Consider the following 6936-nt stretch of genomic DNA (forward strand, 5'->3'; position numbering starts at 1 on the left):
CTATCCCGAGGTCATCCCCGAAGGACTGCGGATGCTGCGGGGCGGCGGCTGCTACCTCGAGGTGGGCAGCATCGCGCCCGGCAACATCTTCAGCTACGACGCCACCGCCCTCGTCCGCGGCAACTCGCGGCTCGTGGCCACATCCAATTACTCACCGTGGGCGCTCGAGCAGTCCCTCGCTTTCCTTCGGCGCAATCTCAAGCGGTTTCCCTTCGAGCGGCTCATCTCCCACGTGTTTCCGCTCGAGCGCATCTCGGAAGGCTTCCAGCAGGCGGACTGGATGCAGCGCCAGGGCGCGCCGCACGAGAAGATCTCCCGCGCGGCCATCGCCATGTGAGCCTCAGCGCCCCTGGAACTGGGGGCGCCGCTTCTCGGCGAAGGCCTTGACGCCCTCCTGGTAATCCTGGCTGTTGAAGCAGTCGGCGATCAACTTGTCGAGCAGGGCGAGGTCGCGCTGCGCGGCCGGCTTGACGAGCTGCTCCACGGTGGCCTTGGCGGAGCGGATGGTCAGCGGCGCGTTGCGCGAGATCGTGATGGCATAGTCCCGCGTGAAAGTCTCCAGCTCCGCCTTGGGCACTACGTGGTTGACCAGCCCCATGCGGAGGGCGTCCTGGGCGCTCCAGTCGGTCCGCGCGGTGAAGAAGATCTCTTTCGTATACGACGGGCCGATCAGATCCATCAACTTTTCCATGCCGTGGTAGTGGTAGCCGAGGCCCAGCCGGGCCGCGGGAATGCCGAAGCGCGCCTCGTCCGAGGCGATCCGCATATCGCAGTTCAGCGCGATGCTGACCCCGCCGCCCACGCAGTAGCCGTGAATCATGGCGAGGAGAGGCTTGGCCAGGCTGGCGAGCGCCTCCTGCCCGCGCGCGTTGATCTTTCGATACTCCGCCTCGTCGTCCATGTTCTTTCGCCGGTCCTTGAACTGCGAGATGTCGGCGCCGGCCACGAAGGCCTGGTCGCCGGCCCCGCGCAGGATGACCACGCGGATGGCGTCATCGGCGACCAGATCTTTGACGTAGTCGGGCATGAGCTGCCACGTCTCGAAACCCACGGCGTTTCGCTTCTCCGGCCGGTTGAAGATGATCCAGCCGATGGGTCCGTCTTTTTCGAGGAGGAGAGGCGCGTCCTGGCTCATGGTTGTTCTCCAGGTGATGCGGGGTCGTGTCCTACGCCGTATGGCCGTAGGGTAGCGGGGCCAGCGTCAAAGCACAAGCCTGCGATAGGTGACCCCACGCCCTGCCGCATGGGCAACGTGCGTGCTACTGTCCCAGCCATGGCGAAGACCGAGCTGAGCGGCTCCGAGCGCTTCCCTGGACCCATGAGCGAGGAGACGCCGCTCGGCGTCCTCGTCGGAAGGCTCGCGCAGGCGGATCCGAACCGTCCGGCCATCTCGTGCGCAGGGGAGTCGGTCTCGCGAGCCGAGCTGGAATCGCGCACGAACCGTCTGGCCCGCGCCTACCGCGAGCTCGGCGTGATCCGCGACTCGTTCGTCACCATCGGTCTTCCAAACGGGATCGGCTTCTTCGAGGCGACGATCGCCGCCTGGAAGCTTGGCGCGACTCCGCAGCCGATCTCGTCCCGGCTGCCCGCCGCGGAACGAAGCGCGATCATCGATCTCGCGAACCCTTCTCTCGTCGTCGGGGTCGACCCGTCGGAGGCCCCCGGCCGGACCACCGTCCCCGCGGGGTTCGAGCCCGACTCCTCGCTGCCGTCGGACCCGCTGCCCGAGGTGGTCGGCGCGTCATTCAAGGCGCCGACCTCCGGCGGGAGCACGGGGCGGCCGAAGCTCATCGTGGCGACACAGCCAGCCACGTGGGAGGGGATCGCGGGGTTCGCAACGCTCCTGCGGGTGCCGCAGGACGGCGTGCACCTGGTGACCGGTCCCCTCTACCACAATGGCCCCTTCATGACTTCCGTGCTCGCGCTGCTCAGCGGTAACCATGTCGTGGTCATGCCGCGATTCGACCCCGCCCTCGCCCTCGCCCTCATCGAGCAGCACCGGGTCGATTGGATGTACGCGGTGCCGACGATGATGCACCGCATCTGGCGGCTGCCCGAGGACGAGCGCACCCGACACGACCTGTCGAGCCTGCGCGTGGTGTTTCACATGGCGGCCCCGTGCCCCATCTGGCTCAAGGAAGCCTGGATCGACTGGCTCGGCGGTGATCGCATCCTCGAGCTCTACGGAGGGACGGAAGCGCAGTCCTTCACGGTCATCACCGGCAGCGAATGGCTCGAGCACCGGGGCTCGGTCGGCCGCCCCGCTTTCGGCGAGATGCGGGTCCTCGACACCGACGGGAACGAGCTGCCTCCGGGCCATGTGGGTGAGATCTGGATGCGTCGTGGCGAGGGCGCGCCGCCGTCCTACCGGTACATCGGGGCCTCTGCGAAGTCGCGTCCGGGCGGCTGGGAGTCGCTCGGCGACATGGGTCGCGTGGACGAGGAGGGCTACATCTATCTCAGTGACCGCGACACCGACATGATCCTGGTCGGCGGCGCGAACGTGTATCCCGCCGAAGTCGAGGCCGCGCTCGACGAGCACCCGAAGGTGACATCCTCGTGCGTGATCGGGCTGCCCGACGACGAATACGGCAACGCGGTGCACGCGATCGTGCAGGCACTCGAGCCGGTCACGGGCCCGGAGCTCGACGAGTTCCTGCGTTCGCGGCTGGCGAAGTACAAGCGGCCCCGCACCTACGAGTTCGTGACGGCGCCCCTGCGCGGGGACGATGGAAAGGTCCGTCGCACCGCGCTGCGCGCCGAGCGCCTCGCCAAGGGCGGAGGGCCGCCGGGGCGCTAGGCCACTACCTCGGGCCTGCGAGCTCCAGGAACGCCCCGGCGATACGCTCGGGAAGCGTGGCGTCCCCGCGCTTTCGGCTCCAGCCGAGATCGTGCCCGCCGGTCACATTCAGCCGCGCCGTCCGTCCAGGAATCAGCGCCCGCGCTGTGTCCAGCTCGGCGAGCGAGCCGAACGGATCGGTCGTCCCGTGCACGAAGAGCGTGGGCACGCGGAGGTCTGGAAGGTGGGCGGTGCGGAGATTTTGGGGACGGCCGGGCGGATGCAGCGGGTAGGACTGGAGGAGCAGGGCGCTGGCCAGCGCGGGCTCGACGGCGAGGAGCATGGAAGCCTGGCGGCCGCCGTAGGAGTGGCCGCCGAGGAAGAGGCGGCCGCTGACGCGCTCGCGGAGCACGCGGAGCGCGGCGCGTAGCCCTTCGCGGTCGCGCGCGGCGCCGGCGGGCGAGGGCCCACCGCGCGGCCGGGCCTGGCGATAGGGCAGGTCACAGCGCAGGACGGCGACGCCGCGCGCAGCGAACGCCTCGGCCACCGCCACCAGCAGCGGCGCGTCGGCGTTGCCGCCCGCCCCGTGGGTGAGGACGAGGCCGTCGGCGCCGCTCAACCCGGCCGGGTGCAGCACGCCGCGGACGGGTGGGTCGCCGGCGACGTCGACGCGCTCGACGTTCCGCCCAGGCGGCGGGACCAGCGTCAGCCCTTGACCGCGCCCGCGGCGAGCCCCTTGACCACGAATCGCTGACCGATGAAGTAGAGGACGGCGATGGGGATCGAGGCCAGGATGGCGCCGGCCATGAGCTGCCCCCAGATGTACTGGTCGCCCACCACCATCATCGAGAGCTTGATGGGCACCGTCATCGTCGTGTGGTCCGAGGTGAAGACGAGGGCGAGGAGGAACTCGTTCCAGGCCAGGGTGAACGAGAAGATGGCGGAGGCGACCAGGCCCGGCGCCGACAGGGGCAGCAGGATGCGGAAGAGGGCGCCGATCTTGGTGCATCCGTCCACCATCGCGTGTTCCTCCAGCTCGGCGGGAATGCTCCGGAAGTACCCCATGAGCATCCAGGTGCAGAAGGGCACCGTGAACGAGAGGTACGTCAGCATGAGCGACTTGAGGGTGTTGCCGAGGCCGAGGGCGACCACGATCGCGTAGAGCGAGACGAAGAGCATGGCGGTGGGCAGCACGTACTTGAACAGGATGAAGCGCCCGATCCACTCCCGTCCCCGGTAGCGGTAGCGCACGATGCTGAAGGCGGCCATGGCGCTCACCACCACGGTGACCGCGGTGGTCGTCGACGCCACCGCGAAGCTGTTCCAGATGTTTCTCAGGAGGTCCTCGCGCTGGATCACGCGGACGAAGTGCTGGAGGGTCGGCCGGCTCGGGAGGTAGCTGAAGTCCTCGTAGAGGTCCTTGTTCGTCTTGAGCGCGGTGGTCACCATCCAGAACAGCGGCACCGCGACCATGAGGACGAAGCAGGCGAGCAGGCCGTAGGTGAGGACCCGGATGGAGAGCGGCTCACGCATGACGGGGGCTCCTCACGCGTCGGCTTTCTTCTGGAGGAGAATCGTGACGGCCAGCACGAGGGCCACGAGCAGGGGCAGGAAGAGCGTGGAGACGGCCGCCGCCTCGCCCAGGCGGAGGTTCACCATCCCCATCACGTAGACGAGCATCGTGTAGACCATGGTGGCGTCGGACGGTCCGCCGCCCGTCAGGAGATAGACCGGCTCGAAGGCGTTCGCGGTCCAGATCGTCGAGAGGAGCAGTACCACCCCGATGATGTGATAGAGCCCGGGCAGCGTGATGTGCCTGAACTGCTGCCACCGGGAGGCGCCGTCCACCTGGGCGGCGTCGTAGAGCTCCTGCGCGATGGTCTGCATGCCGGCGAGGAAGGAGATCGCGAAGAAGGGGAAGGCACGCCAGGAGTGGGCGATGATCACCGACACCATGGCCGTGCTGCGATCGGAGAGGAACGCGATGGGGCCCGCCACGAGCCCGAGGTCGAGGAGGGCGTGATTCAAGAGCCCGCTCAGCGGGTCGTAGAGCCAGCGCCACACGAGGTAGACCACGAAGGCCGGCATCACCCAGGGCAGGAGCAGGAACGCGCGGAAGAAGTTGCGCCCCCGGATCTGCTGGTTGAGCACCAAGGCCACCGCCATCCCGACCACGAACTTGATGGCCAGCGCGCTGACCGTGAACACGAAGGTGTTGACGAGGGCGGCGCTGAACTGCGGCCACGCGATGACGTAGCGGAAGTTCTTGAGGCCGACGAACTGGCCCACCGACCCGACGGTCTTGTCCGTGAAGCTGAGCCAGATCGCGTAGAAGAACGGGTAGAGGACGAGCCCCACGAGCATGAGCACGGTGGGGAGGAGGAGGGCCTTGCCCCAGAGCTCCTCGCGTGCCCGTGACGACGGCCGCCGGACCGTCCACCCCTGCGACGGAATGGCGACGTCGATGGATCGCGGCCGGATGGCCATGACGCCCGTCCGCTACGCGTACTTCGCGTAGATCTTGTTCAGGACGTCGAGCGTCTCCGCGAACGCCTTGTCGCGAGACCAGTTGTCCACCACGATCCGCTGGAGCATGCGGGAGATCGTCGTGTTCGTGCTCTGCTCGCGCCAGGCGTCGTTGAAGACGTCCGGGTGGCTCTGGACCTCGCCGCGGAGCGACAAGTCGATGAGGCCCTTCATGAAGGGCTTCTTCTTCCAGACCTGGAAGTCGAGATACGATTTTAGAACTGGACCCCACTGGCTGACGAGCATCTCCTGGTCCATCTTGTCGTGGTCCATGGAGTCGAGCAGGAACTGCTTGGCCAGCTCGGGCACCTTCGTGTACTTCAGGATCGCGCGCGAGCCGTACGTGAGCGGCTGGATCAGCCCCTTGGGCCCGCGAGGGAACGTGTAGTGCCCGGTCTTGGCCAGGAGCTCGGGGTTGTTCTCTTCGAGCCACAGGGAGATGGTGATGGGGTTCAGGACGAACACGGCCTTGCCGGACTGGTAGGTGGAGTTGTTCATCGTGTTGTCCCACGTGGTCACGCCGGGCGGGAGCGTGCCGGACTTCCAGACCTCGGTGAAGTAGTCGAGGAACTCCCACACCTCCTTCTTGTGGTCGCCCAGGATGATGCGCTTGCCCGCCTGGTCGGCGAGGCGGGCCCCGTAGCTCTTCATGATGTCTTCCCAGACCTGCGAGTCCGTCTGGTTGCTCACGGGAATCCCGAGCCCGTAGGTCTTCGGGGGCTGCTGCACCTTCTTGGCGTAGGCGAGCAGGTCGACCCAGGTCGCGGGGGGCGGCGTGAGACCGGCTTGCTTGACCAGGTCGTCACGGCCGATCAGCATGAAGCCCTGGAGGCCGTAGAGGATGTGGTGCACCCGGCCGTCGGGCTCCAGCATGAACTTGGCGGAGGAGCCCACCCAGCCGCCGTGGGCCTTCTCGAGCTTGCGGTAGACATCCGTGACCTCGAGCAGCTGTCCCCGGCCTCTCAGCTCGACCCCACCCGACTCGACGATGTCGGGGGTGGCCTTGGCCTCGATGGCCGCGGTGATCTTCGGCATGAACTCCTTCCACGGGACCATGGAGAGCTGCAGGTCGACGTTGTTCTTCTTCGCCCACTCCCGGGCGAAGTTCGCCCGCGCCTCGTCGCTCGCCTTCAGGAACTGGTAGCACCAGTAGACGAGCTTGGGTCGCTGCCCCACCGCGGGGGCAGGGAAGGAGAGGGTGGCGGCCGCTCCGGCCGTGAGGGCGGTCGACGTGAGGAACTGGCGGCGGGTCGTGCGAGTGGATTTCTGGGAGGCCATCGTTCTTCCTCCTTCGCGAGGTGAACCGTGGTGCCTCGGCGGCTCCCCTACGATCAGTTCTTGAGGGTCATGTCCTCGTAGGACGGGAACGGGCTCATCCAGACTTCGGTGATCGTGTGCTTGCCCACGCGCGCGCCGACGCCCATCAGCGCGCGGAGGTCCATGAGGGGGGCGAACATCACGCGATCGATGGTGAGCTGCTGGATCTTGTGGAGGAGCGCCTCCCGCTTCTTCGGGTCCCGCTCCCGCGCCTGCTGCTGGAAGAGATCGTCGATGTCGGGGTAGCCGCCGTAGGCGTACGCGCCCTTCGACTGGATGAAGGACTCCACGCGGCTGGCCGCGTTCCCCGAGTT

8 protein-coding genes are annotated in these 6936 nt (G+C 67.5%); 2 read left to right on the plus strand and 6 right to left on the minus strand.

What is annotated here, in order from left to right; translation table 11 throughout:
- A partial coding sequence (locus tag VGT00_20400; protein HEV8533791.1) for a zinc-binding alcohol dehydrogenase occupies positions 1-337 on the plus strand: 337 nt, incomplete at its 5' end.
- A 3-nt stretch (positions 338-340) separates the two neighbouring features.
- Here the strand turns inward: VGT00_20400 and VGT00_20405 are convergent.
- Positions 341-1135 (minus strand): enoyl-CoA hydratase, encoded by a 795-nt coding sequence (locus tag VGT00_20405; protein ID HEV8533792.1) that lies wholly within the window; start codon positions 1133-1135, stop codon positions 341-343.
- Between the two features lie 183 nt (positions 1136-1318).
- Between VGT00_20405 and VGT00_20410 the strand changes: the two genes are divergently transcribed.
- Positions 1319-2800, plus strand: coding sequence for an AMP-binding protein (locus tag VGT00_20410; GenBank protein HEV8533793.1), 1482 nt, complete (start codon positions 1319-1321; stop codon positions 2798-2800).
- A 4-nt stretch (positions 2801-2804) separates the two neighbouring features.
- Here the strand turns inward: VGT00_20410 and VGT00_20415 are convergent, their stop codons facing one another.
- The 5 genes from VGT00_20415 to VGT00_20435 all read right to left on the minus strand — a co-directional run.
- Entirely contained in the window at positions 2805-3416 is a 612-nt protein-coding gene (locus VGT00_20415) for an alpha/beta family hydrolase (protein ID HEV8533794.1), read from the minus strand.
- A 68-nt stretch (positions 3417-3484) separates the two neighbouring features.
- Positions 3485-4312 (minus strand): carbohydrate ABC transporter permease, encoded by an 828-nt coding sequence (locus VGT00_20420; GenBank protein HEV8533795.1) that lies wholly within the window; start codon positions 4310-4312, stop codon positions 3485-3487.
- A 12-nt stretch (positions 4313-4324) separates the two neighbouring features.
- The gene (locus tag VGT00_20425) at positions 4325-5266 is read right to left on the minus strand and encodes a sugar ABC transporter permease (protein ID HEV8533796.1); all 942 of its coding nucleotides are present in this window, start codon (positions 5264-5266) and stop codon (positions 4325-4327) included.
- 12 nt (positions 5267-5278) lie between these two features.
- A complete protein-coding gene (locus VGT00_20430; protein HEV8533797.1) occupies positions 5279-6583 on the minus strand; it encodes an extracellular solute-binding protein in 1305 nt (434 codons plus the stop codon).
- 53 nt (positions 6584-6636) lie between these two features.
- Positions 6637-6936: hypothetical protein (locus VGT00_20435; protein HEV8533798.1), on the minus strand; the 300-nt coding region annotated here is incomplete at its 5' end.

This window comes from Candidatus Methylomirabilota bacterium (genome assembly GCA_036002485.1).
Classification (GTDB): Bacteria; Methylomirabilota; Methylomirabilia; order Rokubacteriales; family CSP1-6; genus AR37.

What these genes read in the sequence shown, in the direction of transcription:
- VGT00_20405 (HEV8533792.1), bottom strand. Translation starts at nt 1,135, where the DNA reads ATGAGCCAGGACGCGCCTCTCCTCCTCGAAAAAGACGGACCCATCGGC.
- VGT00_20410 (HEV8533793.1), top strand. Translation starts at nt 1,319, where the DNA reads ATGAGCGAGGAGACGCCGCTCGGCGTCCTCGTCGGAAGGCTCGCGCAG.
- VGT00_20420 (HEV8533795.1), bottom strand. Translation starts at nt 4,312, where the DNA reads ATGCGTGAGCCGCTCTCCATCCGGGTCCTCACCTACGGCCTGCTCGCC.
- VGT00_20425 (HEV8533796.1), bottom strand. Translation starts at nt 5,266, where the DNA reads ATGGCCATCCGGCCGCGATCCATCGACGTCGCCATTCCGTCGCAGGGG.
- VGT00_20430 (HEV8533797.1), bottom strand. Translation starts at nt 6,583, where the DNA reads ATGGCCTCCCAGAAATCCACTCGCACGACCCGCCGCCAGTTCCTCACG.